The 25795-nt window shown below is 72.9% G+C and carries 21 protein-coding genes; 17 read left to right on the top strand and 4 right to left on the bottom strand.

The features are described from left to right. The first annotated feature begins 93 nt into the window (after positions 1 to 93). Entirely contained in the window at positions 94 to 483 is a 390-nt protein-coding gene (locus ACFWIC_RS29195; protein WP_329882157.1) for a DUF3040 domain-containing protein, read from the top strand. Between the two features lie 159 nt (positions 484 to 642). Here ACFWIC_RS29195 and ACFWIC_RS29190 read toward each other — a convergent pair whose 3' ends face one another. The 4 genes from ACFWIC_RS29190 to ACFWIC_RS29175 form a co-directional block, all read right to left on the bottom strand. Then, positions 643 to 3084: a transglutaminaseTgpA domain-containing protein gene (locus ACFWIC_RS29190; RefSeq protein ID WP_380520411.1), complete on the bottom strand. Its 2442-nt coding sequence runs from the start codon at positions 3082 to 3084 to the stop codon at positions 643 to 645. Continuing rightward, entirely contained in the window at positions 3081 to 4403 is a 1323-nt protein-coding gene (locus tag ACFWIC_RS29185) for a DUF58 domain-containing protein (protein ID WP_329952029.1), read from the bottom strand. Before ACFWIC_RS29185 ends, ACFWIC_RS29190 begins: the two co-directional genes overlap by 4 nt. Position 4404: 1 nt before the next feature. After that, on the bottom strand, positions 4405 to 5451 hold the full coding sequence (locus ACFWIC_RS29180) for an AAA family ATPase (RefSeq protein ID WP_380363915.1): 1047 nt from the start codon (positions 5449 to 5451) through the stop codon (positions 4405 to 4407). A 306-nt stretch (positions 5452 to 5757) separates the two neighbouring features. Beyond that, positions 5758 to 6300, bottom strand: a complete 543-nt coding sequence (locus ACFWIC_RS29175; RefSeq protein WP_329882153.1) for a carbonic anhydrase — start codon at positions 6298 to 6300, stop codon at positions 5758 to 5760. A gap of 637 nt (positions 6301 to 6937) precedes the next feature. Here ACFWIC_RS29175 and rsmH point away from each other — a divergent pair. From rsmH to ACFWIC_RS29095, 16 genes are all read left to right on the top strand, one after another. Then, positions 6938 to 7912, top strand: coding sequence for a 16S rRNA (cytosine(1402)-N(4))-methyltransferase RsmH (rsmH, locus tag ACFWIC_RS29170; RefSeq protein ID WP_380520410.1), 975 nt, complete (start codon positions 6938 to 6940; stop codon positions 7910 to 7912). A gap of 73 nt (positions 7913 to 7985) precedes the next feature. Continuing rightward, on the top strand, positions 7986 to 8558 hold the full coding sequence (locus tag ACFWIC_RS29165) for a cell division protein FtsL (protein ID WP_329882151.1): 573 nt from the start codon (positions 7986 to 7988) through the stop codon (positions 8556 to 8558). Continuing rightward, on the top strand, positions 8555 to 10840 hold the full coding sequence (locus tag ACFWIC_RS29160) for a penicillin-binding transpeptidase domain-containing protein (RefSeq protein ID WP_380520409.1): 2286 nt from the start codon (positions 8555 to 8557) through the stop codon (positions 10838 to 10840). Before ACFWIC_RS29165 ends, ACFWIC_RS29160 begins: the two co-directional genes overlap by 4 nt. A gap of 6 nt (positions 10841 to 10846) precedes the next feature. After that, positions 10847 to 12514 (top strand): UDP-N-acetylmuramoyl-L-alanyl-D-glutamate--2,6-diaminopimelate ligase, encoded by a 1668-nt coding sequence (locus ACFWIC_RS29155; protein ID WP_355401589.1) that lies wholly within the window; start codon positions 10847 to 10849, stop codon positions 12512 to 12514. After that, positions 12511 to 13911 carry a UDP-N-acetylmuramoyl-tripeptide--D-alanyl-D-alanine ligase gene (gene murF, locus ACFWIC_RS29150; RefSeq protein WP_329952033.1) on the top strand — a complete coding sequence of 467 codons (1401 nt, stop codon included), beginning with the start codon at positions 12511 to 12513 and terminating at the stop codon, positions 13909 to 13911. Before ACFWIC_RS29155 ends, murF begins: the two co-directional genes overlap by 4 nt. Next, entirely contained in the window at positions 13911 to 14972 is a 1062-nt protein-coding gene (mraY, locus tag ACFWIC_RS29145) for a phospho-N-acetylmuramoyl-pentapeptide-transferase (RefSeq protein ID WP_329882146.1), read from the top strand. Before murF ends, mraY begins: the two co-directional genes overlap by 1 nt. Next, on the top strand, positions 14969 to 16402 hold the full coding sequence (gene murD, locus ACFWIC_RS29140) for a UDP-N-acetylmuramoyl-L-alanine--D-glutamate ligase (RefSeq protein WP_329952034.1): 1434 nt from the start codon (positions 14969 to 14971) through the stop codon (positions 16400 to 16402). The genes mraY and murD overlap by 4 nt, the downstream gene beginning before the upstream one ends. Before the next feature lie 180 nt (positions 16403 to 16582). Then, the gene (gene ftsW, locus ACFWIC_RS29135; protein WP_380520418.1) at positions 16583 to 17890 is read left to right on the top strand and encodes a putative lipid II flippase FtsW; all 1308 of its coding nucleotides are present in this window, start codon (positions 16583 to 16585) and stop codon (positions 17888 to 17890) included. A 6-nt stretch (positions 17891 to 17896) separates the two neighbouring features. Beyond that, positions 17897 to 19003: an undecaprenyldiphospho-muramoylpentapeptide beta-N-acetylglucosaminyltransferase gene (murG, locus tag ACFWIC_RS29130; RefSeq protein WP_329952035.1), complete on the top strand. Its 1107-nt coding sequence runs from the start codon at positions 17897 to 17899 to the stop codon at positions 19001 to 19003. After that, positions 18996 to 19799, top strand: a complete 804-nt coding sequence (locus ACFWIC_RS29125) for an FtsQ-type POTRA domain-containing protein (protein ID WP_329882143.1) — start codon at positions 18996 to 18998, stop codon at positions 19797 to 19799. The genes murG and ACFWIC_RS29125 overlap by 8 nt, the downstream gene beginning before the upstream one ends. Before the next feature lie 407 nt (positions 19800 to 20206). Continuing rightward, positions 20207 to 21433, top strand: coding sequence for a cell division protein FtsZ (ftsZ, locus tag ACFWIC_RS29120; RefSeq protein WP_329882142.1), 1227 nt, complete (start codon positions 20207 to 20209; stop codon positions 21431 to 21433). After that, positions 21430 to 22161, top strand: a complete 732-nt coding sequence (pgeF, locus tag ACFWIC_RS29115; protein WP_380520408.1) for a peptidoglycan editing factor PgeF — start codon at positions 21430 to 21432, stop codon at positions 22159 to 22161. Before ftsZ ends, pgeF begins: the two co-directional genes overlap by 4 nt. Then, positions 22161 to 22967, top strand: coding sequence for a YggS family pyridoxal phosphate-dependent enzyme (locus ACFWIC_RS29110; protein ID WP_329952036.1), 807 nt, complete (start codon positions 22161 to 22163; stop codon positions 22965 to 22967). The genes pgeF and ACFWIC_RS29110 overlap by 1 nt, the downstream gene beginning before the upstream one ends. A gap of 227 nt (positions 22968 to 23194) precedes the next feature. After that, complete coding sequence (locus ACFWIC_RS29105; RefSeq protein ID WP_327676357.1) at positions 23195 to 23797, top strand: cell division protein SepF; 603 nt, start codon at positions 23195 to 23197, stop codon at positions 23795 to 23797. Between the two features lie 93 nt (positions 23798 to 23890). Then, positions 23891 to 24172: a YggT family protein gene (locus ACFWIC_RS29100; protein WP_030301231.1), complete on the top strand. Its 282-nt coding sequence runs from the start codon at positions 23891 to 23893 to the stop codon at positions 24170 to 24172. A gap of 59 nt (positions 24173 to 24231) precedes the next feature. Then, the gene (locus tag ACFWIC_RS29095) at positions 24232 to 25599 is read left to right on the top strand and encodes a DivIVA domain-containing protein (protein ID WP_380520407.1); all 1368 of its coding nucleotides are present in this window, start codon (positions 24232 to 24234) and stop codon (positions 25597 to 25599) included. The last annotated feature ends 196 nt before the right edge of the window (positions 25600 to 25795 follow it).

Below are 25795 nucleotides of genomic sequence, written 5' to 3'. Positions count from 1 at the left end.
GTCCGACCGCGTGTTCTGAAGGCTGATTGGACGTGCCTCCCCGACCGGGGCGGCGGACCGGTCGCACCCGCGACCGACGAGTAGGAGGACTCCGTGCCGCTCTCGGAGCACGAGCAGCGACTGCTCGACCAGATGGAGCGAGCGCTGTATGCCGAAGATCCCAAATTCGCGTCGGCGCTTGAGGGAACCGGTCTGCGCACCTACACCCGTCGCCGGGTGTACCTGGCCGTCGGTGGCTTCGTGGTGGGCATCGGCCTGCTGATGGGCGGCATGGTCGTACCCAACCAGATCTGGGTCAGCGTGGTCGGGTTCCTGGTGATGCTGGGGTGCGCCGTCTTCGCCGTGACCGGCTGGCGCCGTGGGCCCGCCGGACAGACCCAGGGCGCCGGGCCGGCCGCGGCCCCGCGCCGCAAGGCAGGGATGATGGACCGGGTGGAGCAGCGCTGGCAGCGCCGGCGCGACGAGCAGACCGGCGGGTTCTGAGCCGGTCGTCCGGGGCCGGGTGAGGATCCGGACGGACGCACGGGACGCCGGACGAACGTGACGAGGGCGGGCAGTCGACCGACTGCCCGCCCTCTCCGTTGTCCCCGGGCTCCCGTCCGGCACCCGCGGGGGAGCCGGACGGGGACGGGAGCCGGTGTGTCAGGACTCCGGACCGTCGCCCTTCCGCCGCCGCAGGGCCCGGCGGACCGGCCCGGTGACGGCGGCGGTCAGCCGCGCGGCCCTGCGGCGCACCGCCAGCCGGGCCGCCAGCACCGCGTCCGAGAGGCGCCACCAGAGCTGGGCCGAGGACGCGGGCAGGAGCAGCGCCCTGGTCCGGCCGCGCCGGCCCGCGCCGGCCCGCAGGCCGTCGCGGGCGGTCCGGACGTCCGCCGCCAGCGGCGTGGTGACCTGCGTGGTCCGGGCGTAGAGGACCCGCTCGGTGGCCAGCGCCACCCGCCCGGCCGCCGCCGCCGAGGCCTCGTCGAGCTCGGCGGTCTCGGCGATCCGGCGCGCGGCGGAGCGCGGGGTCCGCGACTCGTCGGGCGGGATGCCGAGGTCCCAGGCGGAGTCGATCAGCTCGTCCCAGGCGGCCATCACCTGCTCGTCGGTGAGTTCGACCGACCCCTCCCCTCCGGGGCGCCGCCGCCCGCCGGCTCCGAGCCGGCGCCGGCGCAGCAGCGCCCGCCAGACCATCGGGGTGAGCAGCAGCGCGAGCAGCACCAGGGCGGAGGCCAGGGTGGCCAGGGTCTTCCCGGAGAACAGCCAGGAGTCGGCCAGGGCACCGCCGGCGGACTTGTCCCGCTCCCCGCACTCGCCCATGCTGCGCAGCTTCGGGTCGCAGTCGGGGTTCGCGGACGGCAGCTGCGCCGAGGCGCTGGGCTGCGGCTGCGCGGTCGGCTGCGTGGTCGGTGCGGTGGTCGGCGCGGCGACCTGGTCGCTGTACTCGGGTTGCACGCCGCGGGTCGGGGTGGGCTCGAAGCGCATCCAGCCGTAGCCCTCGAAGTACAGCTCGGGCCAGGCGTGGTACATCGAGTCGGTCACCGAGTAGACCTCGCCGCCCTTGGTGTCGCCGGGCGTGAAGCCGAGCGCGACCCGGGCGGGGATGTCCAGGACGCGCGCCATCGCGGCCATGGTGGAGGCGAAGTGGACGCAGTAGCCCCGGCGCCGGGTCAGGAAGTCGGCCATCGCGTCGCTGCCGCTGTCGGACCGGGTCTTGACGTCGTAGGTGAAGCCGGAGCGGGTGAACCACTCCTGCAGCGCGACCGCCTTGTCGTAGGGGGTCCTCGCCTGCTGGGTGACGGAGACGGCCTTCTGGCGGACGATCGGCGGCAGGTCCCTCGGCAGGTCGAGGTACTGGGCCCGGATCCGGTCGGGCGCCTGGGGGGCGTTGCGCAGTTCGGCGGCGGTGGGGCCGACGTACAGCGAGGTGACCGTGTAGCCCAGGCCCTTGATCGCCTTGTCCCGGGTCGGCTGGAGGGCCGAGGTGAGCGAGTCGAGCTGCCAGTCGGCGGTGTTGCGCAGTGAGACGGTCCGGGCCGGGTAGGGCATCGGGAGCCAGGCGTTCTCCAGCCGGTCGCTGATCCTGACCGTGGTCTTCAGCTCCGGGAAGTCGGGCACGGTCAGGCCGTCGGGGGCCGGCAGGGTGCCCTTGAACTCGGTCGTGTCGGTGGAGCTGAGCTTCCACCTGGTGCCGTCGAAGGCGTCCAGCGAGCCGGTGCGCAGGTAGGTGCTGTCGGCCAGCGGGCTGTCCATCTTGTAGGTGAGCAGCTCGACGTTGCGGGGCTCGGGGAGCGCGTCGTTCAGGGCGACCAGGGGATCGAGGCTGTTGAAGCCGCCGGCGCCGCCGTGCTTGCCGGAGCTCGCGGTGCCGCCGCTGTTCACCAGGCCGGAGCTCCAGCGCGGCAGGAAGGCCGGCAGCAGCAGGGCGAGCGCGAGTGCCACCACGCCGACCTGCCGGCCGCTCTGGCTGAGTCCGCCGGAGCTGCCCTCGGTGCCGTGCGGGGTGCCGCGGAAGACCCGGCCCCAGCGGGAGACCCGGTCCTGGCCCTCGGCGAAGAGCAGGACCAGGTAGCCGGCCGCGGCGGCCGCGAACCAGAGCCAGTTGCCCCGGTCGCCGGCCAGGCCGTTGCCGACCGAGTAGAGCGCCAGCAGCGGCAGCCCGGCCAGCGCCGAGCGCCGGTACGTCACCGCGACGGTGTCCACCGCGACGGCGATCAGGCCGATCGAGGTGATCATGATCAGCCGCAGGCCCGCGCTGGGCGGGGCGGGGATGGCGTACTCCCGGATGTCGTTCAGCCCCTGCTCGAACGCCCGGGCGAGGGTGCGCAGCGACTCGGGACCGGGGACGATCCCGCCCCAGGAGGCGCCGGAGGCCGCGAAGGCGAGCAGCAGCAGGAGGAGGAGCGCGACCAGCTGGCCGAGCGGGACGGCCCAGCGGTAGAACGGCGTGCGCCGCAGGCCCGCGCCGACGACCGCGATCACGGCCACCACCAGGTACGCGTGGGTGATCCAGCCCTTGGTGGTCAGCAGCGGGGTCAGGCAGAGCGCGGCCAGGGCGGTGGCCAGCGCCGAGTACGCGGTCAGTTTGGCCCGGGTGGTCACGCGCCGGCCTCGTTTCGGTAGGGGGAGGGCGCCTCGGCCCGGTCGGCGGCCCGCCACAGTTCGGTGACCGAGTCGCCGGCACGGACGGGCAGGACGGTCCATCCGGCCTCGCGCAGGCGGAGCACCCGGTCGTGGAACTCGTCGCCGCCGGTGTCGGGGGCGAGCATGCGGAGGCCGGCCCAGGTGGCGGTGTCGAGGAGGAAGGCCACGGCGCCACCGGTGCGGTTGCGCAGCCGGGCCAGCCGGGCGACCTGCTCCTCGTCCAGGTCGCCGAGGACGGCGACCAGCAGGCCCTCCCCGCCGGCCCGCAGCGGTTCCTCGGCGCGGGAGAGCCCGGCGCCCTCGGAGAGGTCGGCCACGGCGAGGGCGTCCAGGATCAGGCCGGAGGTGTCGGCCGCCGTGTTGCCGCCGCCGGCGCCGCTCCCGGGGACGGCGAGGCCGGTGTCGGTCAGCAGCCGGGTCTGGTAACCGCGTTCCAGCAGGTGGGCGGTGACTGAGGCGGCGCAGGAGACCGCCCATTCGAAGGAGGAGGCGGGGCCGCTGCCCCGGTGGCCCACCTCGCGGGTGTCCAGCAGGACGGTGGCCCGGGCCTTGCGGGGCTGCTCCTCGCGGCGGACCATCAGCTCGCCGTAGCGGGCGGTGGACTTCCAGTGCACCCGGCGGAGGTCGTCGCCGGGGCGGTACTCGCGCAGGATGACGTCGTCGTCACCGGCCAGGGCCAGGGCCCGGGCGTGGCTGTCGCCCTGGCCGGCCCACTCGCCGCTGAGCCGGACGTACGGCAGCGGCAGGATCTGCGGGACGACGGTGAGCACGTCGGACGCGGAGAACGAGCGGTTCAGCTCGCACATCCCGAACGGGTCGGAGAGCCGCAGCTGGAGCGGGCCGAGCGGGTAGCGGCCCCGGAGGTCGGAGCGGACCCGGTAGGAGACCTCGCGGTTGCCGCGGGGCTCGACCCGGTCCAGCACGAACCGCGGGCGCGGCCCGAGCACGTACGGGACCTTGTCCTCCAGCAGCAGCAGGCCGGTGGGGACCCGGGAGACGTTGTCCACCCGCAGGTGGACCCGGGCCTCCTGGCCGGCCACCGCCCGGCGCGGGCTGAGCCGCCGGCCACTGGCCACCCGGTAGCGGGTGTTGGACAGCAGCAGGGCGGCGGCCAGCGGCAGCGCGGCGAGCAGGACGCCGACGCGCAGCAGGGCGTCCTGGTCGAGCAGGTACGCGCAGACCACCGCGGTCACCCCGGCGGCGAGGAAGGAACGGCCCCGGGTGGTGAGGCCGCGCAGGCCGGCGCGCAGGCCCGACGGTTCGTCGGACGGGCCCACCTCAGCTCCTCCGCGTGGCGGGGGCGCCCTGCGGGCGCGGGAGCGGCAGGCGGGCGACCAGCTCGGCCACGATCTGCTCGGAGGTGCGGCGGCTGAGCTGGGTCTCGGCGGTCGGCATCAGGCGGTGGGCGAGCACCGGGACGGCGAGGCGCTGGAGGTCGTCCGGGGTGACGTAGTCGCGGCCGTCCAGGGCGGCGGCGGCGCGGGCGGCCCGGACCAGGTGCAGGGTGGCGCGGGGCGAGGCGCCGAGGCGCAGCTCGTGGCTGGTGCGGGTGGCGGAGACCAGGTCGACGGCGTAGCGGCGGACCGGGTCGGCGATGTGCACGGTGCGGACCAGGTCGATCAGCTTGAGGATGTCGGAGGCGTGCGCGACCGGCTGGAGGTCGTCCAGCGGGCTCGCGCCGGCGTGCACGTCGAGCATGGCGAACTCGGCCTCGGGGCTCGGGTAGCCCATCGAGATCCGGGCCATGAAGCGGTCCCGCTGGGCCTCGGGGAGGGGGTAGGTGCCCTCCATCTCGACCGGGTTCTGGGTGGCCACGACCATGAACGGCGAGGGCAGCTCGTAGCTGGTGCCGTCGATGGTGACCTGACGCTCCTCCATCGACTCCAGCAGCGCGGACTGGGTCTTCGGCGAGGCCCGGTTGATCTCGTCGCCGACGACGATCTGGGCGAAGATCGCGCCCGGCCGGAACTCGAAGTCGCGCTGGTGCTGGTCGAAGATGTTGGTGCCGGTGACGTCCGAGGGCAGCAGGTCCGGGGTGAACTGGATGCGCCGCACGGTGCAGTCGACGGACCGGGCCAGCGCCTTGGCCAGCATGGTCTTGCCGACGCCGGGCACGTCCTCCAGCAGCAGGTGGCCCTCGGCGAGCAGGACGGTCAGGGCGATCCGGATGGCCTCCGGCTTGCCCTCGATCACGCTCTCGATGTTGCCGCGGATCCGGTCCACGACGGCGGCGAGTTCCGGCAGACCGACGGGGTGGTACCCCGGCGTCTCCCGGTCGCCCCCTGCACGACCGTCGAGACCGGCCTGATCGTTGTAGCTCGTCACCCGTTCGCTCCCTGGCACACCACGTGCCCGCCTCCGTTGAGGCCGGCCCCCACCCCATGCTGGACGCGGCCCCTCCGGGAGCGGTTCCGTGTTCCGGGAGCCGGTGCCGGAGTACGGCCTGCGACCGGCCGCCCCAGGTGGTTCGAGGCCGGACCGGCAGGCGCATTCTCCCCCGGGCGGTGGTCAGAAGTCACCCTCCGGACCGGGCACCCTCGGGCGGCCGGTCCGGGGAGGCGGGCCGGGGGGCTTCCGGGGAGCGTCCGGCTGGCCCGGGCGACGCTGGCCGGGCCGACCGGATGGACGGGGTCAGTGGATCTCGCGCAGCAGCCCGGTGTGGACGTCGAAGACGAAGCCGCGCACGTTGTCGGTGTGCAGCAGGAACGGAGAGGTGCGGACGCGCTGCATGGACTGCCGGACGTCACTGTCCAGGTCGACGAAGGACTCGACCGCCCACTGCGGGCGCTGTCCGACCTCCTGCTCCAGCTCGCGGCGGAAGTCCTCGGTGAGGCCGAGCAGGCCGCAGCCGGTGTGGTGGATCAGCGCGACCGAGCGGGTGCCCAGGGCGCGCTGGCTGATGGTGAGGGAACGGATGGTGTCGTCGGTGACCACGCCGCCCGCGTTGCGGATGACGTGGGCGTCGCCGAGTTCGAGGCCGAGCGCGGCGAACAGGTCGAGGCGGGCGTCCATGCAGGCGACCACGGCGATCTTCTGCACCGGGCGGGCGTCCATCCCGCCGTCGCGGAAGGTCACCGCGTACTCGCGGTTGGCCGCGACGAAGCGGTCGATGATGGTGGGTGTCGGGGCGTCGGCAGCGGCGGTCGGCGTGGGCCGGTCGGGGGTCACTGTCATGGTGAAGACGTTAGTGCGATTCGCCGGGTCTTGGTGGGGCTGATGGCGACAGAGCGGGCCCGTGTGACCGAGCGCATATCCACAAGGCGCCGCCGCTTCCGGGCGATACGGACGTATTTGTCCGACCCGGTCCCGACCCGGTCCCGGTCCGGTCCCGGTCCGGTCCCGGTCCGGTCCCGGTCCGGTCCCGCCCCGTCCCGTCCGCTGTCCGGGGCGGTGCCCGGTACCGGGGCGCGCGGCACCGCGGCCGGCGCGGCTGCGGCGTCCGGCATGTGCCACGAGCACCGTCGCGACCTGCGGTGATCCGTACCGCCGCCCGGGTGGTGCGCCGGAGCGGGCCATTGACTGACGGGGCGTGCGCGGTAGAGTTGCGGCGCAGTGGAGCACACCCGCCGGGGCCCGTCAACCGGGCGTTTCCGGCCGGTGCGGCGGCCGACGCGGCCCGTGGCCTCCACCCGCTCCGTGCCACCTGGCGCACCTTCCCCGGTGCCGGGCGGTCACGACCTTCCCCAAGGAGCGGGCGGGGCCCACGGGCCGCGGCCCGGCCCCTGCGTCTGCTTCGCGGCGTGGTGGGACAGAATGGTCCGAGCTCCCGTACTTCGGGCGGCTCCGCACCGAGGAAGGGCGCCACCGCGCAATGACCACCAACGATCCGGCCCCCAAGCACGTCCCGGTGATGCTGCAGCGGTGCATGGACGCGCTGGCCCCGGCGATCTCCCGGCCCGGTGCGGTGGTGGTGGACGCCACCCTCGGCCTCGGTGGCCACAGCGAGGCCCTGCTCACCCAGTTCCCGGACGTCCGGCTGGTGGCGGTGGACCGCGACACGGCGGCGCTCAAGCTCTCCGGCGAGCGGCTGGCCCCCTTCGGCGAACGGGCCACCCTGGTGCACGCCGTCTACGACGAGATCCCCGAGGTGCTGGAGCGCCTGGGCATCCCGAAGGCCGACGGCATCCTCTTCGACCTCGGCGTCTCCTCCATGCAGCTGGACGAGGCCGGGCGCGGGTTCGCGTACGCGCAGGACGCGCCGCTGGACATGCGGATGGACCAGACCCGCGGGATCAGCGCGGCCGAGGTGCTGAACACCTACAGCCACGGCGAGCTGGCCCGGATCCTCAAGTTCTACGGCGAGGAGCGGTTCGCCGGGAAGATCGCCTCGGTGATCCTGCGCGAACGCGAGAAGGAACCGTTCACCAACAGCGCGCGTCTGGTCGAGTTGGTGCGCAACGCCATCCCGGCCGCCACCCGCCGCACCGGCGGCAACCCGGCCAAGCGCACGTTCCAGGCGCTGCGGATCGAGGTCAACGGCGAGCTGGAGGTCCTGGAACGGGCGATTCCCGGTGCTCTGGGCGTCCTGCCCATCGGCGGGCGGATCGCCGTGATGTCCTACCAGTCGCTGGAGGACCGCCTGGTCAAGCAGTGCTTCGCGGCCGGGGCGACCAACACCGCCCCGCCGGGGCTGCCGTTCGTCCCGGAGGAGCACCAGCCCTGGCTCAAGCTGATCACCCGCGGTGCCGAGCAGGCCACCGAGGAGGAGATCGAGGAGAACCGGCGCGCCGCACCCGTACGGCTGCGGGTGGCGGAGAGGATCAGGGACCGAAGCACCCGGGGCTGACCGGCACCGGGACGGTCCGAAGGGCGGAGGAAAGACGGTGGGGCCGGTGGCCGGAGGCGGGGCGGGGAGCAGGGTGCTCCCCGGGCAGGGCGGCAGGGCGCGGATCACCGTCCGCCCCGGGCGACGCCAGGTACGGGGGCGGACGCCGTTCGCGGTGCTGGTGGTGGTGCTGCTCGGGGCCGGACTGCTCGGGCTGCTGGCACTGAACACCGCCCTCAACGAGGGCTCCTTCGAGCTGTCCAGGCTGCAGCGGCAGACCACCGTGCTCACCGACGAGCAGCAGGGGCTCCAGCACCAGATCGACCAGAACTCCGCGCCGGACGCGCTGGCCCGCCGGGCCGCCGAGCTGGGCATGGTGCCGGCCGGCGGGATGGCCTTCCTCGACCTGCCGAACGGCGGCGCGGTGGTCGGCACGCCGAAGCCGGCCCAGGACAGCCCGCCGGTGAAACGGTCCACCGTGGAACCGTGGCCCGGGAAGCAGCCGGCGCCGAGCGCCCAACCCGGTGCCCAGCCCGGATCCCCGGCGGCGGCGCAGCCCACCACCGCGGCGCCGAACGCCCCGGCCCCTGGCGGCGACGTCACCGTCCAGCTCAACCCGACCGCGCCGCAGCCGGCGCCGGCCACGGGCGGGGGCGCAGCCCGATGAGCACACCCCGTCAGCCCTCCGGCGCAAACGGCGGCAACGGCGGACGCCGTCCCGTCAAGGGCGCCGCGCCCCGGCCGGTCCCGCGCGGGCAGTCCACCGGCAAGCCGCCGGCCGCCGGGCGCGCCCAGCCCGCCAAGGGGCAGCCGGCGAAGCCGCAGTCCGCCGCGGGTCAGGCGGCCCGCGCCAAGCAACCGCCCGCGAAGCCGTCGCCCGCGAAGCAGTCCCAGGCGCGCCAGCCCGGTGCCAAGGCCCAGCCGGCCGCCGGGCGGGACCCGAGGGCCGCCGCCCGCACGCCCCGCGCCCCGCAGCAGCGCCGCCCCGAGGGCCGCCCGCCGGCCCGCGCCGGCCAGGCGGGGGACCGGCCGCGCCCGCGTCCGCCGCAGCGCCGCCCGCAGCCGCGGGGGATCCGGCTGGCGGACCCGCGCCGTCGGCTGCGGGTGATCACCATCGTGCTCTCGGTCGTCTTCTCGATCTTCGCCGGACGGCTGGTCCAGCTCCAGCTGCTGGACTCCGACGCGCTGGCCGCCGACGCCAACACCAACCGGTACCTGAACATCCCGATCACCGCCGAGCGCGGCTCGATAACGTCCTCCGACGGGGTCGCCCTGGCCACCACCGTCGACGCGTACGACATCACCGCCGACCCCGCGATGTTCACCCCCGAGGCCACCGGCCTCCCGGACGCCCCCGAGCAGGCCGCCGCTCTGCTGGCGCCGATCCTCGGCCTGCCCAAGGAGCGGATCGCCGCCGACCTGCACACCCCCAAGACCCGCTACAAGCGGCTGGCCGCCCAGCAGACCCCGGACGTCAAGAACCAGATCAGCGACCTCAAGTCGAGCCTGGAGAAGCAGGCCGGCTCGCGGGGCTGCCAGGCCCAGAAGCGGCTGCTGAACAAGTCCGTCGAGGACGGCGGCCGGACCAGGCTCGACAACGAGTGCGTCAACCCGCTGGCCGGGATCTTCAACCGGGACACCCAGAAGCGGGTCTACCCCTCCGACGGCCTGGCCGCCAACCTGGTCGGCTTCGTCAACGCCGAGGGCGAGGGCGCAGGCGGTCTGGAGCAGCAGTACCAGCACGAGCTGTCCGGCAAGGACGGCCACAGCAGCTACGCCCAGGCCGGCGGTCGCCTGGTGCCCACCGCCGGCGGCTCGCTGGAGCCCGCCGTGCCCGGCACCGACCTGCGACTGACCGTCAACCGCGACATCCAGTGGGCCGCCCAGCGGGCCATCACCGACCAGGTCGCCAACGCCGGGGCGGAGAAGGGCTACGTCATCGTCCAGGACGTGAAGAACGGCCAGGTGCTGGCGATGGCCTCCTCGCCGGGCTTCAACCCGAACGACCTGAGCACGGCCAGGAACTCGCAGCTCGGGAACGCGGCCCTGCAGGACGCCTACGAGCCGGGCTCCACCGCCAAGCTGATGACCATGGCGGCGGTCCTGGACACCGGCAAGGCCACCTGGGACACCAAGGTCACCGTGCCGTACCCGCTGGTCCGCGGCGACGTGGCGTTCAAGGACGACGTCCTGCACGACACCTGGTACCTCACCCTGGCCGGCGTGCTCGCCAAGTCCTCCAACATCGGCACCATCGAGGCCGCCCAGACGCTCGGCGCGACCCAGCCCGAGGCCAACCGGGTCCTCTACGACTACCTGCGGAAGTTCGGCATCGGCGAGCACACCGGCCTGGACTTCCCCGGCGAGACCGCCGGCCTGCTCGACAAGCCGGAGGACTGGAAGGCGTCCAAGCAGTACACCATCCCGTTCGGACAGGGCCTGTCGGTCAACGCCCTGCAGGCGACCTCGGTGTTCTCGACCATCGCCAACGGCGGGGTCCGGGTGACGCCCAGCGTCGTGCAGGGCACCACCGCACCGGACGGCAGGTACACCCCGGCCGCACAGGGCGCGCAGTCCCGGGTGGTCGGCGAACAGACCGCCAAGACCCTCACCGAGATGCTGGAGTCGGTCGTCTCCGACGAGCAGGGGACCGGCGGCAAGGCCGCCATCCCCGGCTACCGGGTGGCCGGGAAGACCGGCACCGCCAACCGGGTGGACCCCAAGACCGGCGGGTACCGCGGCTACACCGCGTCCTTCATCGGCTTCGCCCCGGCCGACCAGCCGCGGGTCACCGTCTCCTGCGTGATCCAGGACCCGGTCAACGGCCACTTCGGCGGCCAGCTCTGCGGTCCGGTGTTCAAGCAGGTGATGGAGTTCACCCTCAAGACCCTCAAGGTCCCGCCGAGCGGTAGCGAGGCGCCCAACCTGCCCGTCGAGTGGAAGCCGTGATCGACCATGAGCAACGACCGGGCGGGTGCGGCCGCCGGCACGGAAAAGGGCCGGTTTGGCCCTGGAAGCCCTTCGGCGGATAGCCTCTCCGCCGTGCCGAAACCCGATCAAACCACCGTGAGCCCGCCCCGCCCCGCCCGGACGGGGGCCCGGCCGCTCGCCGAGGTCGCCCGACTGCTGGGTCTCGACCCCGTCGAAGGACCCGAGATCACCGGCGTCACCCACAACGCCCGCGAGGTCCGTCCCGGCGACGTGTACGTGGCGTTCCCGGGCGCCAACCACCACGGCGCGTCCTTCGCCGGGCAGGCCGCCGCGGCCGGCGCCGTGGCGGTGCTCACCGACCCGGCCGGCGCCGAGCTGGCCGCCGGCACCGGCCTGCCGCTGCTGGTCGTCGACCGCCCGCGGGCCCGGATGGGCGAGCTGGCCGCCGCCGTCTACGACCGGCCCTCCGAGCGGCTGCTGATGATCGGGCTGACCGGCACCAACGGCAAGACCACCACCTCCTACCTGGTCGAGGGCGGTCTGCACGGCGCCGGGCGCAGCCCCGGGGTCATCGGCACCGTCGAGATGCGGGTCGGCACCGAGCGGATCAAGAGCGAGCGGACCACCCCCGAGGCCACCGACCTGCACGCCATCCTCGCCGTGATGGGCGAGCGCGGCGCGGACGCGGTGACCATGGAGGTCTCCAGCCACGCGCTGGTCTACGGTCGCACCGACGGCGTGGTCTACGACGTGGCGCTGTTCAACAACCTCACGCCCGAGCACCTCGACTTCCACCCGGACATGGAGGACTACTTCCAGGCGAAGGCCCGGCTCTTCCAGCCCGGCAAGTCCCGCGCCGGCGTGGCCAACCTGGACGACGCGTACGGCCGCCGGCTGGCCGCCGAGGCGAAGATCCCGGTCGTCACCTTCTCCGCCACCGGCGCGCCCGAGGCGGACTGGCGCGCGGTGGACGTCCAGCTCGGCCCCGTCGGCTCGACGTTCCGGGTGCTCGGCCCCGACGGCGCCGAGGCGGACGCGGCCGTCCCGCTGCCCGGCCCGTTCAACGTCGCCAACGCGCTGGCGGCGATCGCCGTGCTGGCGACCGCCGGCCTCCCGCTGGACCGGGCCGTGGCCGGCATCGCGGCCGTTCCCGGCGTGCCGGGCCGGCTGGAGCGGGTCGACGCCGGTCAGCCGTACGTCGCGGTGGTCGACTACGCGCACAAGCCGGACGCGCTGGAGGCCGTCCTCGGCTCCCTGCGCGAGGTCACCAAGGGACGGCTGCACGTGGTCGTCGGCTGCGGCGGCGACCGCGACCCGCACAAGCGCGCCCCGATGGGCGGCATCGCCGCCCGGCTCGCCGACACCGCCCTGCTGACCAGCGACAACCCGCGCAGCGAGGACCCGCTGGCGATCCTCGCCACCATGCTCGCCGGCGCCGCCGCGGTGCCCGAGGCCGAGCGCGGCACCGTCCTGGTCGTCCCCGACCGGGCCGAGGCGATCCAGTTGGCCATCACCCGCGCCCGGGCCGGTGACACCGTGCTGGTGGCCGGCAAGGGCCACGAGCTCGGCCAGTACGTACGAGACGAGATCCGCCCCTTCGACGACCGGGAGGTGCTGCGTGACGCCATCGGACAGGACGTCGTGGCACGGACCACGGCCGCCCGGGGCACCGGAGGAGTAGAGCAGCAGTGATCGCACTGACCCTCGCCGAGGTGGCCGCAGCAGTCGGGGGCACCCTGGCCGACGCCGACCCCGACGCCCTGGTGACCGGCCCGGTCGAGGTCGACTCCCGCAAGGTCGTCCCCGGCGGCCTCTTCGCGGCCTTCGTCGGCGAGCACGCGGACGGCCACGACTACGCCGCCACCGCCGTCGCGGCGGGCGCCGTCGCGGTGCTGGCCTCCCGCCCGGTCGGCGGCCCCACCGTCCTGGTCGACAGCGTGGTGGACGCGCTCGGCAAGCTGGCCCGCGCGGTCGTCGGCCGCGCCGGCGCCACCGTCGTGGCCCTCACCGGCTCGGCCGGCAAGACCAGCACCAAGGACCTGATCGCCCAGCTGCTCCGGCGCCTCGGCGACACCGTCTACCCGCCCGGCTCGCTCAACAACGAGATCGGCCACCCGATGACCGCCCTGCGGGTCGAGGACGCCACCCGGCACCTGGTGCTGGAGATGGGAGCCCGGCACAAGGGCGACATCGAGTACCTCACCTCGATCACCCCGCCCCGGATCGGCCTGGTGCTGAACGTCGGCACCGCGCACGTCGGCGAGTTCGGCTCGCAGGAGGCGATCGCCGAGGCCAAGGGCGAGCTGGTCGAGGCGCTCCCGGCCGACGGCGTCGCGATCCTCAACATCGACGACCGGTTGGTGCGCGCAATGGCCGCGCGCACCAAGGCCAGGGTGGTGTTCTTCGGTGAATCCCCGGACGCCCGGGTCCGCGCACAGGATGTTCGTCTGGACTCCACCGGACGGCCATCCTTCACGTTGACGACCCCCGCCGGTTCCGCACCCGTGCAGCTGCGCCTGTACGGTGAGCACCACGTCTCGAACGCCCTCGCCGCCGCAGCGGTGGCGACGGAGCTCGGGATGACCGTCGACGACACCGCCGAAGCACTGAGTGAGGCGGGTGCGCTGTCCCGCTGGCGCATGGAGGTCGTCGACCGGGCCGATGGTGTCACCGTCGTCAACGACGCCTACAACGCGAACCCCGACTCGATGCGGGCCGCGCTGCGGGCGCTGGTCTCGATGGGGGGACGAGGTCCGGAGCGTCGCCGTACCTGGGCGGTGCTCGGCGAGATGCGGGAGCTCGGCGAGGAGAGCCTGGCCGAGCACGACGCCATCGGGCGGCTCGCGGTCCGGCTGGACGTCACCAAACTGGTGGCGGTCGGCGGACGCGAGGCGGCCTGCATGGAACTGGGCGCGAGGAACGAAGGTTCGTGGGGTGAGGAGTCGGTGCTGGTGTCCGACGCGGACGCGGCGGTCGAACTGCTGCGCAGTCAGCTGCGGCCGGGGGATGTGGTGCTGGTGAAGGCGTCCCGCTCGGTGGGGCTCGAAAAGGTGGCCGAGGCGATCCTCGCGGACGGTGCGGCCCAGTAATGAAGCAGATCCTCTTCTCCGGCATGATCGGCCTGGTCCTGTCGCTGCTCGGCACCCCGGCCCTGATCAAGCTGCTCGCCCGGCAGGGCTACGGCCAGTACATCCGCGACGACGGCCCGAAGGCGCACCACAGCAAGAAGGGCACGCCCACCATGGGCGGCATCGCCTTCATCCTGGCGACGCTCATCGCCTACTTCGCCACCAAGGCGATAACGGGCGAATCCCCGACCGCCTCCGGACTGCTGGTGCTGTTCCTGACGACCGGTCTGGGACTGGTGGGTTTCCTCGACGACTACATCAAGGTCGTCAAGCGCCGTTCGCTGGGCCTGCGGGCCAAGGCGAAGCTCGCCGGGCAGTCCCTCGTCGGCCTGATCTTCGCCGTCCTGGCGCTGCAGTTCCCCGACGGCGCCGACCGCACCCCGGCCTCCCAGCACCTCTCGTTCGTCCGCGACTTCGAGTGGTCGGTCGGCCCGGTGCTGTTCGTCATCTTCGCGTACTTCCTGATCGCCGCGACCTCGAACGGCGTGAACCTGACGGACGGTCTGGACGGCCTGGCCACCGGTGCCTCGGTGATGGCCTTCGGCGCCTACACCTTCATCGGCGTCTGGGAGTACGGCCAGAGCTGCGCGTACGCCGTCTCGGCCACCTCCAACTGCTACGACGTCCGGGACCCGCTGGACCTCGCCGTGGTCGCGGCCGCCCTGATGGGCTCCTGCTTCGGCTTCCTCTGGTGGAACACCTCGCCCGCCAAGATCTTCATGGGCGACACCGGCTCGCTGGCCCTCGGCGGTGCGATGGCCGGTCTGGCGATCTGCTCGCGCACCGAGATCCTGCTGATCCTGCTCGGCGGCCTCTTCGTGATCATCACCCTCTCGGTGATCATCCAGGTCGGCTCGTTCCGGATGACCGGCAAGCGCGTCTTCAAGATGGCCCCGCTGCAGCACCACTTCGAACTCAAGGGCTGGAGCGAAGTCCTGGTCGTGGTGCGGTTCTGGATCATCCAGGGCCTCTGCGTGGCCGTCGGCCTCGGCCTCTTCTACGCGGGATGGGTGACCGGATGACCAACCCCGAGTGGGCCGGGCTGCCGGTCGCCGTCGCCGGGCTCGGAGTCTCGGGCATCAGCGCGGCCCGCGTCCTGCACGGACTCGGCGCCCGCGTCACCGTGGTGGACGGCGGCAGCGGCGAGGGCCTGAAGGCCCGCGCCGCCGAGCTGGAGGCCCAGGGGGTGACCGTCCGCCTCGGCGACGGCGACAGCCTGCCCGACGGCACCCGGCTGGTCGTCACCTCGCCCGGCTGGCCGCCGAGCAGCCCGCTGTTCGCGGCCGCCGCCGCGGCCGGCGTGGAGGTCTGGGGCGACGTCGAACTGGCCTGGCGCCTGCGCCGCCCGCTGGCCACGACCGGCGAGCCCGCTCCCTGGCTGGCCGTCACCGGCACCAACGGCAAGACCACCACCGTCCAGATGCTCGCCTCGATCCTCACGGCCGCCGGCCGGCGCACCGCCGCCGTCGGCAACGTCGGGGTCTCGGTGCTGGACGCCGTGCTCGCCGAGGAGCCGTACGACGTGCTCGCCGTCGAGCTCTCCAGCTACCAGCTGCACTGGGCGCCCTCGCTGCGCCCGTACTCGGCGGCCGTGCTCAACCTGGCCCCCGACCACCTCGACTGGCACGGCTCGATGGAGGCGTACGCCGCCGACAAGGGCCGGATCTACGAGGGCAACGTCGTCGCGTGCGTCTACAACCTGGCCGATCCGGCCACCGAGGCGCTGGTCCGCGAGGCCGACGTCGAGGAGGGCTGCCGGGCGGTCGGCTTCGGCCTCGGTGCGCCCGGCCTGTCGAACTTCGGCGTGGTCGACGGCCTGCTGGTGGACCGTGCCTTCGTGTCGGACCGGGCCAAGAACGCGGCCGAGCTGGGCTCCGTCGAGGACGTCAACCCGCCGGCCCCGCACAACATCGCCAACGCGCTCGCCGCCGCGGCCCTGGCCCGGTCCTACGGGGTGGACCCGAAGGCCGTCCGGGAGGGCCTGCGCGCCTTCCGGCCGGACGCCCACCGGATCGCCGAGGTCGGCGTCGTCGACGGCGTGACGTACATCGACGACTCCAAGGCGACCAACACCCACGCCGCCGCGGCCTCGCTCTCCGCCTACCGGCCGATCGTCTGGATCGCCGGCGGCCTGGCCAAGGGCGCGGCCTTCGACGACCTGGTCCAGGGCGCGGCCGAGCGGCTGCGCGCCGCCGTGCTGATCGGCGAGGACCGCGCGCTGATCCGGGAGGCGCTGGCACGACACGCGCCGGATGTCCCGGTGATCGAGGCGGCCGAGGGCCAGACTGGCGCGGTGGCGATGGCCGAGGTGGTCCGCGCGGCCGCCTCACTCGCCCGAACGGGTGACACGGTGCTGCTGGCCCCGGCCTGTGCCTCGATGGACATGTTCACCAACTACGGCGAGCGCGGCGACCTCTTCGCGGCGGCCGTCCGGGGGCTGGCGGACGCGTAGGGCGTGTCGGACACACCCTGAGCACGGACGGGCCCCGCACCGCGAGCCGAGGGGCCGCGCCGGATCGGAGCGGCCCGGAGGCGGGCGAGGCGCAGAGGGAGAGCGGGACGGGTGGGCGGCGGTCAGGGCAGGGCGGGTGGTTCGGGCGCACCGGAGAACGGGGCGGCCGGCCGCTGGCGGGTGATCTCCGCCACCACCACCGCCTACAAGTCGGCCGGCCCGGTGGCCCGCCTGCAGGCCTTCCGGGCCCGCGTGCGGTACGCCCTGGACCGGCCGCTCACGCCCTACCTGCTGATCGCCGGTACGGCGCTGCTGCTGGTGGCGCTCGGGCTGATGATGGTCTTCTCGGCCTCGCAGATCCTCGCGCTGGGCCAGCACCGCTCGACCCAGTTCTACTTCTTCAAGCAGCTGGTCGGGGTGCTGCTCGGCTTCGCGCTGCTGGTCGGCTTCGCCCTGGTCCCGGTGGCCGTGCTGCGGGTGATCGTCTACCCGGTGATGCTCGGGGTGATCGGCGCACTCGTCCTGGTCGCGATCCCCGGCGTCGGCGTGGAGGTCAACGGCAACCGGAACTGGCTGGATTTCGGCGTGTTCCAGTTCCAGCCGTCCGAGTTCGCCAAGCTCGCCCTGGTGCTCTGGGGCGCCGACCTGCTGGCCCGGAAGCAGAAGAACGGCACGCTCGACCAGTGGAAGCACCTGCTGGTCCCGCTGGTCCCCGGCGCCCTGCTGCTGCTCGCGCTGATCATGCTCGGCGGCGACATGGGCACCGCGATGATCCTGGTGGCCATGCTCTTCGGCCTGCTCTGGATGGTCGGCGCGCCGCTGCGGCTGTTCGTCGCGACCCTCGGCGTGGCCGTGGTGGTCTGCACCGCGCTGGTGGTCACCGTGCCGCACCGCGCCGAGCGGCTCTCCTGCATCGGCGTCACCAAACTCGACCCGGCCGGCGCCTGCTTCCAGGCCCTGCACGGCGTCTACTCGTTCGGCCTCGGCGGTCTCTTCGGTTCCGGCCTCGGCGCCGGGGTCGAGAAGTGGGGCCAGCTCCCGGAGGCGCACACCGACTTCATCTTCGCCACGACGGGCGAGGAACTGGGACTGGTGGGGACGCTGTCGGTGATCGGTCTCTTCGCGGCACTAGGCTACGCGGGTATCCGTGTGGCCATCGGCACGAAGGACCCCTTCGTCAGGTACGCCGCGGGAGCCGCCATCACCTGGCTCATGGCTCAGGCCGTGATCAACCTGGGATCGGCGCTGGGACTGCTGCCCATCGCGGGCGTCCCGCTCCCGCTGTTCTCCTACGGCGGTTCCGCCATGCTGTCGGCCATGTCCGCGATCGGGGTGCTGCTCTGCCTGGCACGCAGCAGCTCGGGAGCGAAGGCGGCCCTGGCCGCCCGGAGCAAGAACTCCCGGATCAGGAAACAGCTGGCCCGGGTGCTGCCACGACGACGAACCACAGCGCGCCCGGCCCCGGTGCCGGCACGCAGGGAGCGGTGAATTTCGGTGCATGTCGTACTCGCCGGCGGGGGGACCGCCGGTCACATCGAGCCGGCCATGGCCCTCGCGGACGCCCTCCGCAGGCATGACCCGTCCATCGGGATCACCGCCCTCGGTACCGAGCGCGGCCTGGAGACCCGGCTGGTACCCGAGCGCGGCTACCAGCTGGAGCTGATCCCGGCCGTCCCGCTGCCCCGCAAGCCCACCCCCGAGCTGATCACCGTCCCGGGCCGGCTGCGCGGCACCGTCCGGGCCGCCCAGGAGATCATCGAGCGGGTCAAGGCGGACGCCGTGGTCGGCTTCGGCGGCTACGTCGCCATGCCCGCGTACCTGGCCGCCAAGCGGGCCGGTGTGCCGATCGTGGTGCACGAGGCCAACGCCCGGCCGGGCCTGGCCAACAAGATCGGTGCGCGGTACAGCGACTTCGTCGCGGTCTCCACGCCGGACAGCAAGCTGCGCGACTCCCGGTACATCGGCATCCCGCTGCGCCGGACCATCGCCACGCTGGACCGCAACGCGTCCCGTCCGGAGGCCCGGCACTACTTCGGCCTCGACCAGCGGCTGCCCACGCTGCTGGTCTCCGGCGGCTCGCAGGGCGCACGCCGGCTCAACGAGACGATCGCCGCGATCGCCCCGCGCCTGCAGCAGTACGGCGTGCAGATCCTGCACGCCGTCGGCCCGAAGAACGAGCTGCCGCAGGTGGACGACATCCCCGGGATGCCGCCGTACCGCGCGCTGCCGTACCTGGACCGGATGGACCTCGCGTACGCGGCCGCCGACCTGATGCTCTGCCGGGCCGGCGCGATGACGGTGGCCGAGCTGGCGGCCGTCGGCCTGCCCGCGGCCTTCGTCCCGCTGCCGATCGGCAACGGCGAGCAGCGGCTGAACGCCCAGCCGATGGTGAAGGCCGGCGGCGGGCTGCTGGTCGACGACGCGGAGCTGAACCCGGACTGGGTGCTGCAGAACGTGCTGCCGGTGCTGACCGACCCGCAGAAGCTGTGGGACATGAGCCGGGCCGCCGCCGAGTTCGGCCGCCGGGACGCGGACGACCTGTTGGTCGGCATGGTCTACGAGGCCATCGAGGCAGCCCGGGGCGGCCGCCGTCGTGGCTGACGCCCGGCTCGCCGAGCCGCCCCCGGCCGGCGGCCGGGGATACCCGCACGACGAGGATCTCGGGGACGAGGAGTACACCCCCCGGCTCCGGCTCTCGCGGCGCGGTGTGGTGGTGCTGGGTTCGCTCGCGGCCGCGGTGCTGGGCGTGCTGGCGTGGTTGGTCTTCCTCTCCTCGGTCCTGGACGTCCGCAGCATCTCGGTGCAGGGCGTCCAGGACGACCGGCTGACGGCCGACCAGGTCCGCTCGGCGATCGGCGGGGTCGGCTCCGGCCCGCTGGCCCGGGTGGACCTGGCGGACGTCCGGCGGCGGGTCGAGGCGATCCCGCGGGTGGCCGGGGCCGAGGTCTGGCGGGGCTGGCCGCACACCCTGCGGGTGAAGATCACCCAGCGGTCGGCGGTCGCCGCGGTGAAGGGCGAGGACGGCCGGTTCACCCAGGTCGACGCGGGTGGCGTGAGCTTCGCCACCGAGCCGGCCGCGCCGGAGGGCGTCCCGGTGGTGGAGCTCCGGCTCAGCCAGCCCGCCAGGGACGTGGAGTCGGTGATCGGGAGGGCCCAGCTGGTGCAGGGCGCGGTGGCGGTGGCCGCCGGCCTGCCGGCCGAGGTCCGGCAGCGGGCCGGGGCCGTTCTGGTGCATTCGTACGACGATATCCAGTTGCAGCTCAGCGGGGGTGCGACGGTTCGCTGGGGAAGTCCCGAGCAGACCGATCGGAAAGCCCGGGTCCTGGTGGCGCTGCTGGGTCAGAAGGGTACGAACTTCGACGTGAGTGCGCCGGAGGCGCCGGCGGTGTCCGGATGATCCGGTAGGTTTTCTGCACAAGGGTGCGCGCGGAGCGCGTCGCTGACAGAGTGGCGGCGGGTGACGGGTGGGCTTGACGCGGTTTCGTGTCGGCCCGACCCTTGGTGGTCACCCCGGTTTCATCCGGCGGTTGATGATCACATAGGCTCAAAAGAAAAAGGGAAGCTCGGCGTGTTCGTTGAAACACGTGGCCGGAGCCACCTAGTGTCCTGTGTCACCAGCCTGTGTTCCCTGGTGATGTGACAGAGGCACAGCACTAACCCTAAAGGTCAAGTTTAGGGTTGGGGTCGGCGGTCGGCATTTCGGACATTGCGTCAGAAACCAGGCTCCCTACCCATCGACATCCGTCGGAATGACCCGTACCGGCGTCGGACCGACCCGGAAATTCGAGGCGAGAGGCCTTCGACGTGGCAGCACCGCAGAACTACCTCGCAGTCATCAAGGTCGTCGGAATCGGCGGCGGTGGTGTCAACGCCATCAACCGGATGATCGAGGTCGGTCTCAAGGGCGTCGAGTTCATCGCGATCAACACCGATGCGCAGGCCCTCCTCATGAGCGACGCCGACGTCAAGCTCGATGTGGGCCGTGAACTCACCCGGGGCCTCGGCGCCGGCGCCAACCCCGAGGTCGGCCGGAAGGCCGCCGAGGACCACCGCGAGGAGATCGAGGAGGTCCTCAAGGGGGCCGACATGGTCTTCGTCACCGCCGGCGAGGGCGGTGGCACCGGCACCGGTGGCGCCCCCGTGGTCGCCAACATCGCCCGCTCGCTGGGCGCGCTCACCATCGGCGTGGTCACCCGCCCGTTCACCTTCGAGGGCCGTCGCCGCGCCAACCAGGCCGAGGACGGCATCGCCAGCCTCCGCGAAGAGGTCGACACCCTCATCGTGATCCCCAACGACCGGCTGCTGTCCATCTCGGACCGCCAGGTCAGCGTGCTGGACGCGTTCCGCTCCGCCGACCAGGTGCTGCTCTCCGGCGTCCAGGGCATCACCGACCTGATCACCACCCCCGGCCTGATCAACCTCGACTTCGCCGACGTCAAGTCGGTCATGTCCGAGGCCGGTTCGGCGCTCATGGGCATCGGCTCGGCCCGCGGCGAGGACCGCGCGAAGGCCGCCGCCGTGATGGCGATCTCCTCCCCGCTGCTGGAGGCCTCGATCGACGGGGCCCGCGGCGTGCTGCTCTCCATCTCCGGCGGGTCCGACCTCGGCCTGTTCGAGATCAACGAGTCCGCCCAGCTGGTCAGCGAGGCGGCGCACCCCGAGGCCAACATCATCTTCGGTGCGGTCATCGACGACGCGCTCGGCGACGAGGTGCGGGTCACCGTCATCGCGGCCGGCTTCGACGGCGGCCAGCCGCCGGCCATCGTCCGCGACCCGGTGGTCAAGGCGAGCGCGGCCCCGGCCAACCCGCCGGCCTCCTCGTCGGGCGGCGCCCCCGAGCGCCCCTCCGGCCGGCCCGCGTACGGGGGCATCGGCTCGGTGACGTCCCGCCCGGACGGCGAGGGTCCGTCCCGTTCGGCGGAGGCCCCGGTCACCACCGCCGCCCCGGTTCCGCCGCAGGTGCAGCCGGCCCGTCAGCCGTACGTGGAGAGCCCGGCCGAGGAGCTCGACGTCCCGGATTTCCTTAAGTGATCGATCGCGTCGCACGCGATGGTGCTCACTTCGCCTTCACCTCACGGTGGGGCGGGGTGAGCACTTCGCCGTACGGGGAGCTGAACCTCGGCGGCGCGGTGGGGGACGACCCGGCGGCCGTCCGGGAGAACCGGGGGATCGCGGCCCGTTCGCTGGGCCTGGACCCGGCCGACGTGGTCTGGATGAACCAGGTGCACGGCGCGGACGTGGCGGTGGTGACGGAGCGCCAGCCGGCGGGGGAGGCTCCCGCGGTGGACGCGGTGGTCACCGACCGGCCGCTGGCGCTGGCGGTCCTGACCGCCGACTGCACCCCGGTGCTGCTGGCCGACCCGGTGGCGGGTGTCGTCGGCGCCGCCCACGCGGGCCGGCCCGGACTCGCGGCGGGGGTGGTGCCGGCGGTGGTCCGGGCCATGGTCGAACTGGGGGCCGAGCCCGCGCGGATCACCGCCGCCACCGGCCCCGCGGTCTGCGGGCGCTGCTACGAGGTGCCGGCGCCGTTGCGCGCCGAGGTCGCCGAGCGGGTGCCCGCCGCGTACGCCGAGACCTCCTGGGGAACACCGGCGCTGGACGTGCCGAACGGAGTGGCGGCCCAGTTGGCCGCTGCGGGAGTCACCGAGTTGGTGCGATCATCTGTCTGCACCCTCGAATCCGCCGATCACTACTCCTATCGTCGCGAGCAGCGCACGGGCCGGCTCGCGAGCTACGTCTGGTTGGGCTCTGATCTCTGATGACGAACGACATCTACGGACCGTTCCCGGGAAGTACCGCCGGTTTCCCCGACGCGAGCTGGTCGGCCGGGCTGACGGACGGGCAGCGGGCCCGGTACGAAGAACTGGGTACCAACCTGGACGTGGTCGAGCGGCGGATCTCCGACGCCTGTGCCGCGGCCGGGCGGGCGCGCGGGGAGGTCCGGCTGATCGTGGTCACCAAGACCTACCCGGCCGAGGACAGCGCCCTGCTGGCCGGGCTGGGCGTCACCGACGTCGCGGAGAACCGCGACCAGGACGCGGCGCCCAAGGCGGAGCAGTGCAGAAACCTTCCGCTCGACTGGCACTTCGTCGGCCAGCTGCAGACCAACAAGGTCCGCTCGGTGGTCCGGTACGCGAACCACGTGCACTCGGTGGACCGGCTCAGGCTGGTGGAGTCGCTCGGCGCGGCAGTGATCAAGGCGGACCGGCCCGAGCTGGGCTGCCTGGTGCAGGTGGCGCTGGACAAGGAGCACGGCGAGGGCGAGCACCGCGCCGGGGTGGCCCCGGCGGACGTCCTGGAGATGGCCGACGCGATCGCCGACACGCCCGGCCTCCGGCTGGGCGGTGTGATGACGGTCGCCCCGCTCGCCGGACCGCTGGCCGGGGACCCTGCCAGGGCCTTCGATCGGCTGGCGGAAATCGCAACCGCCGTACGGACGGCCCATCCTGCTGCCACGATGGTCTCCGCAGGAATGAGCGGCGATCTGGAGCAGGCCATTGCCGCCGGAGCGACACATGTGCGCGTCGGAACGGCGGTACTCGGAGTGCGGTCACCCCTCAGGTAACGTCACCGGGTAGTAGATCAGACTGCAGGACAAAATAGGACAGAAGCTAGCAGCTTATCTGAGCGCTAGCCAACCGTGGATCGCAGCTCCGCGGCCCTCTTCCACGATTTCTGACCGGGCGTCGGCCTGACGGAGCGTCGTGGGCGGACCGCGGAATCCGCAGGCGGGGTCGTACGGCCCGGCCGCCGGGAGGGAGCCGGTCCACCACAAGCGGAGGAGACAGGAGCATGGCCGGCGCAATGCGCAAGATGGCGGTCTACCTCGGCCTCGTGGAGGACGAGACGTACGACGGTCAGGGGTACGACCCCGACGACGACTACGACGCGGACCCCGAGCCGATCCGGACCGGGCGGACCGAGGACATCCCGCGTCCGGCCGCCGCGACCCCCGCTCCGGTCCCCTCGATCGCGCCGCAGCCGGTGCCGGCCGCGGTCCCGATCCGCCAGGAGACTCCGAGGATGGCCCCAGTGTCGTCCATCACACCCGAACGCCGCCACAACCTGGAGAAGAGCGCCCCGGTGATCATGCCCAAGGTAGTGAACGAACGAGAGCCCTACCGCATCACCACGCTGCACCCGAGGACCTACAACGAGGCCCGTACCATCGGGGAACAGTTCCGCGGCGGGACCCCTGTGATCATGAATCTCACCGAGATGGACGACACCGATGCGAAGCGACTCGTAGACTTCGCCGCTGGACTCGTCTTCGGTCTGCACGGCAGTATCGAGCGCGTGACGCAGAAGGTGTTCCTCCTGTCTCCTGCTAACGTCGATGTCACGGCGGAGGACAAGGCTCGGATCGCCGAGGGTGGGTTCTTCAACCAGAGCTGACCCGGCCACGACTTTACGTGTGGATCTGATCGACAGTGAGTTAGCGACAGCGAGCGGCCTCAAGGGCCGAAGAACCGGGGAGAGGGAAGCGCGATGGAGATCGTGTGGGCGGTGCTCTATTACGCACTGACCGTCTTCCTGGTGTTCCTGCTCGTGCGGCTGGTGATGGACTGGGTCTTCCAGTTCGCGCGTTCGTGGCGGCCGGGCAAGGCCATGGTCCTGGTCCTGGAGGCCACGTACACTGTCACGGATCCGCCGCTCAAGCTTCTGCGGCGGTTCATTCCGCCGTTGCGTCTCGGGGGCGTGGCGCTCGACCTGTCCTTCTTCGTACTGATGATCATTGTGTATGTCCTGATCTCGCTTGTGCGGCCCTAGTCGTAGGTGAGCGATGCGACAGGATGCCGGTGTGCCGACGATCACGTTGAGGTGAAGAGATGCCATTGACCCCCGAGGACGTTCGGAACAAGCAGTTCACGACCGTCCGCCTGCGCGAAGGCTATGACGAGGACGAGGTCGATGCCTTCCTCGACGAGGTCGAGGCGGAGCTGACCCGCCTTCTCCGCGAGAACGAGGACCTGCGCGCCAAGCTGGCCGCCGCGACCCGTGCCGCCGCGCAGAACCAGGCCAACATGCGCAAGGAGCCGCCGCAGGACGCGCGCTCCGGCGCCCCGGTGCCGGCCGCCATATCCGGCCCGCCGGTCCCCGGCCAGCAGGGTGGCCCCGGCGGCCCGCAGCAGCAGCAGATGGGCGGCCCCGGCGGCCCGCAGCAGCAGCAGATGGGTGGCCCGCAGCAGCAGATGGGCAACCAGCCGCTCGGCCTGCCGTCCGGCGCCCCGCAGCTTCCGTCCGGCCAGGGCGGCCCGATGGGCCCCGGCGGTCCGCAGCAGCAGCAGATGGGCCAGACCATGGGCGGCCAGCAGCAGCTGGTCCAGCCGATGGGTGGTCAGATGCTCCAGCCGATGGGTGGCCCCGGCGGCCCGCAGGGCATGGGCAACCCCATGGGCCAGGGCATGGGCCAGCAGCAGATGCAGCAGATGGGCGGCCCCATGGGCGGCCCGCAGCAGATGGGCGGCCAGCAGCAGATGGGTGGCCCGATGGGCGCCCCGATGCAGCAGCAGAGCCCCGGCGGCGACAGTGCCGCCCGCGTCCTGGCGCTCGCCCAGCAGACGGCCGACCAGGCGATCTCCGAGGCCCGTTCCGAGGCCAACAAGATCGTCGGCGAGGCGCGCAGCCGGGCCGAGGGCCTGGAGCGCGACGCCCGTGCCAAGGCCGACGCCCTGGAGCGGGACGCGCAGGAGAAGCACCGCGTCGCGATGGGCTCGCTGGAGTCCGCCCGTGCCACGCTGGAGCGCAAGGTCGAGGACCTGCGGGCGTTCGAGCGCGAGTACCGCACGCGCCTGAAGTCGTACCTGGAGACCCAGCTGCGCCAGCTGGAGTCGCAGGCGGACGACTCGCTCGCCCCGCCGCGGCTCCCGGCCACCGCGTCGCTGCCGCCGGCCGCGTCGTCGATGGCTCCGGCCGGTGCCGGTGCGATGAGCAGCCCGTCGCCGAGCTTCGGCGGCAGCCAGCCGGCGTTCGGCGGGAACCAGCCGTCCTTCGGCGGACAGGGCTCCTTCGGCGGTAACTCCGGTGGGCAGGGCTTCGGCGGTCAGGCCTCGGGTGGCAACTCGGGTGCGCCGCAGATGCAGCCGGCCGGGATGACCCAGCCGATGGCGGCCGTCCGTCCGCAGCCGCCGCAGCCGATGCAGCAGGCGCCGGCGCCGATGCGCGGGTTCCTGATCGACGAGGACGGCGACAACTAGGCGGTAGCCGACTGCCAGCAGCGCCCCCGCCGTGACCTCCGGGTCACGGCGGGGGCGTTCTGCGTTCGGTGCCCCGCCGCGCGGCGGGTCGGCCGCCGCGTTCGATCGCCGGTGATGAGTCTATTATAAACAACTGACGCTGCCGACGAAGGTATAAGTGTAGATATAGGTGGGGGCCGGATAATTAAAAAAGGGG

Source organism: Kitasatospora sp. NPDC127035, from assembly GCF_042726075.1.
GTDB lineage: Bacteria > Actinomycetota > Actinomycetes > Streptomycetales > Streptomycetaceae > Kitasatospora.
This window is presented reverse-complemented; position numbering and strand designations above follow the sequence as displayed.

Bases quoted from the DNA above. Each gene is read 5' to 3' on its own strand.
- ACFWIC_RS29175 (WP_329882153.1), bottom strand. From the start codon at position 6,300: ATGACAGTGACCCCCGACCGGCCCACGCCGACCGCCGCTGCCGACGCC.
- rsmH (WP_380520410.1), top strand. From the start codon at position 6,938: ATGACCACCAACGATCCGGCCCCCAAGCACGTCCCGGTGATGCTGCAG.
- ACFWIC_RS29160 (WP_380520409.1), top strand. From the start codon at position 8,555: ATGAGCACACCCCGTCAGCCCTCCGGCGCAAACGGCGGCAACGGCGGA.
- ACFWIC_RS29155 (WP_355401589.1), top strand. From the start codon at position 10,847: ATGAGCAACGACCGGGCGGGTGCGGCCGCCGGCACGGAAAAGGGCCGG.
- mraY (WP_329882146.1), top strand. From the start codon at position 13,911: ATGAAGCAGATCCTCTTCTCCGGCATGATCGGCCTGGTCCTGTCGCTG.
- murD (WP_329952034.1), top strand. From the start codon at position 14,969: ATGACCAACCCCGAGTGGGCCGGGCTGCCGGTCGCCGTCGCCGGGCTC.
- ACFWIC_RS29110 (WP_329952036.1), top strand. From the start codon at position 22,161: ATGACGAACGACATCTACGGACCGTTCCCGGGAAGTACCGCCGGTTTC.
- ACFWIC_RS29105 (WP_327676357.1), top strand. From the start codon at position 23,195: ATGGCCGGCGCAATGCGCAAGATGGCGGTCTACCTCGGCCTCGTGGAG.
- ACFWIC_RS29100 (WP_030301231.1), top strand. From the start codon at position 23,891: ATGGAGATCGTGTGGGCGGTGCTCTATTACGCACTGACCGTCTTCCTG.
- ACFWIC_RS29095 (WP_380520407.1), top strand. From the start codon at position 24,232: ATGCCATTGACCCCCGAGGACGTTCGGAACAAGCAGTTCACGACCGTC.